2 protein-coding genes are annotated in these 2,120 nt (G+C 71.7%); one reads left to right on the top strand and one right to left on the bottom strand.

Translation table 11 applies throughout. The annotated features are described in order from the left end of the window. The first annotated feature begins 120 nt into the window (after positions 1-120). Positions 121-738 carry a flavin reductase family protein gene (locus GKQ77_RS32060; RefSeq protein ID WP_219692635.1) on the top strand — a complete coding sequence of 206 codons (618 nt, stop codon included), beginning with the start codon at positions 121-123 and terminating at the stop codon, positions 736-738. Here the strand turns inward: GKQ77_RS32060 and GKQ77_RS32055 are convergent. Then, the gene (locus GKQ77_RS32055) at positions 728-2,038 is read right to left on the bottom strand and encodes an MFS transporter (protein WP_372460047.1); all 1,311 of its coding nucleotides are present in this window, start codon (positions 2,036-2,038) and stop codon (positions 728-730) included. The genes GKQ77_RS32060 and GKQ77_RS32055 overlap by 11 nt on opposite strands. Positions 2,039-2,120: the final 82 nt, after the last annotated feature.

Raw genomic sequence — 2,120 nt, 5'->3', positions numbered from 1 at the left:
CCCGGCTCCCGGCCTTCCCGGCATTCCCCCAGCTCATGGCCTCGAAGATACGCGTGGTGCCGAAGGGGTTCCGCCTCGCCCTTCCCATCTGACGGGCCGTCAGCTTCAATGGTGGTCGTGATGGGACACGCAGGGATGGCGGCCACCGCCGTCCGATACCTCAGGTCGGTCGGGGCGCCCACCACGGGCCCCGTCGAAGCACTGCCCCGCCCCGAGCTGCGGGCGGTCGGTGACGACGAGCGGGCGCCGCTCGACCCGGTGGAGTTCCGGCGTGTCCTCGGGAACTTCGCGACGGGCGTCACCGTCATCACGGCACCCCCCTGCGGACAGGACGAGGGGCGCCCCGCCGGCTTCGCCTGCCAGTCCTTCTCCTCGCTCTCCATCGACCCGCCGCTGGTCTCCTTCATGGTGGCGCGTACGTCGACGACGTGGCCGCGCATCGCACGCGCGGGCGTCTTCTGCGTCAACATCCTCGGCGCCGACCAGGGCGAGCTGTGCCGGGGCTTCGCGGTGAGCGGCGCCGACAAGTTCGCCGGGGTGACCTACGACGCGGCGCCGGTCTCCGGATCACCGCGCCTCGCGGGCGCCCCCGCCTGGATCGACTGCACGGTCCACGCCGTGCACACCGGCGGCGACCATCTCATCGTGGTGGGCCGGGTGGACGCGCTCGGCACCACCGACGCGGACGCCGGGCCGCTCCTCTTCCACCGGGGCGGGTTCGGCCGCCTCACCCACTGACGGCCAGGGTCTTGTCCGCGGTCCCGCGCCGTATCACCAGTGCCATCAGCGCCGCCGCGGCGCACAGCGCCCCGGAGGCGTACCAGATCACGTCGTACGACCCGAAGGTGTCCCGCACGACACCCCCCGCGAACGCCACGATCGCGGCACCCACCTGGTGCGAGGCCAGGACCCAGCCGAAGACGATCGCGCTGTCGTCGCCGTAGTGCTCGCGGCACAGGGCGAGGGTCGGCGGAACGGTCGCGACCCAGTCGAGGCCGTAGAAGACGATGAAGAAGAGCATCGGCGGGTTGACGTTCGGGGCGAGCAGGATCGGCAGGAAGAGCAGCGAGACACCGCGCAGCGCGTAGTACACGGCGAGCAGGCGGCGCGCCTCGAAGCGGTCCGTGAGCCAGCCGGAGGCGATCGTTCCGACGATGTCGAAGACGCCGATGACGGCGAGCAGCCAGGCGGCGGTCGGTACGGACATGCCGTGGTCGTGCGCGGCGGGCACGAAGTGGGTCTGGATCAGGCCGTTGGTCGAAGCCCCGCAGATCGCGAAGCTCCCCGCGAGCAGCCAGAACGGCCCGGTGCGGGCGGACTTGAAGAGCACGGCCATCGTGCGCCTGGCCGCGCCCTTGACGGGCGGCGGCTTCGCGACGAACTCCTTGGCCCCGTACGGCTTCAGGCCGACGTCCGCCGGGTGGTCGCGCAGCAGCAGCCATACGAAGGGGACGACCACCAGCGCGGCGAGGGCGACCGTCACGGCCGCCGGACGCCACTGGTAGTTGTCGACGATCCAGGCGAGCAGCGGCAGGAAGATCAGCTGGCCGGAGGCGGAGGCGGCCGTGAGGATGCCGGTGACCAGGCCGCGCCGCTCGGTGAACCACCGGTTGGTGACGGTGGCGGCGAAGGCGAGCGCCATCGAACCGGAGCCGAGCCCGACGAGCAGCCCCCAGCACAGCAGCAGCTGCCAGGCGGAGTTCATCCACACGGTGAGGCCGGACCCGACGGCGATCACGATCAGGGCGACCGCGACGACCTTGCGGATGCCGAAGCGGTCCATCAGCGCGGCGGCGAACGGCGCGGTGAGCCCGTACAGCGCGAGGTTGATGGAGACCGCGAGCCCGATGGTCCCGCGCGACCAGCCGAAGTCGTCGTGCAGCGGGTCGATGAGCAGGCTCGGCAGGGAGCGGAACGCGGCGGCACCGATGATCGTCACGAAGGTGACGGCGGCGACGAACCACGCGCGGTGGATCCGGGGCGTACGGCGGGGAGGCGCGGGGGCGGTCCGCGCGGGCGGCTCGGTTGTCTGGGTCACGTCATCCAGGATCCGCAGGCGGATCATCCGGAACGAGTGGCCCGGGGGACATGGTTCGCTAGGATCGGGCCATGGCCGATTC

This window comes from Streptomyces anatolicus (genome assembly GCF_019400875.1).
GTDB lineage: Bacteria > Actinomycetota > Actinomycetes > Streptomycetales > Streptomycetaceae > Streptomyces > Streptomyces anatolicus.
Note: the sequence above shows the minus strand (reverse complement) of the source record. Positions and strands in the feature narration are given on the sequence as shown.

Bases quoted from the DNA above. Each gene is read 5' to 3' on its own strand.
- GKQ77_RS32060 (WP_219692635.1), top strand. From the start codon at position 121: ATGGGACACGCAGGGATGGCGGCCACCGCCGTCCGATACCTCAGGTCG.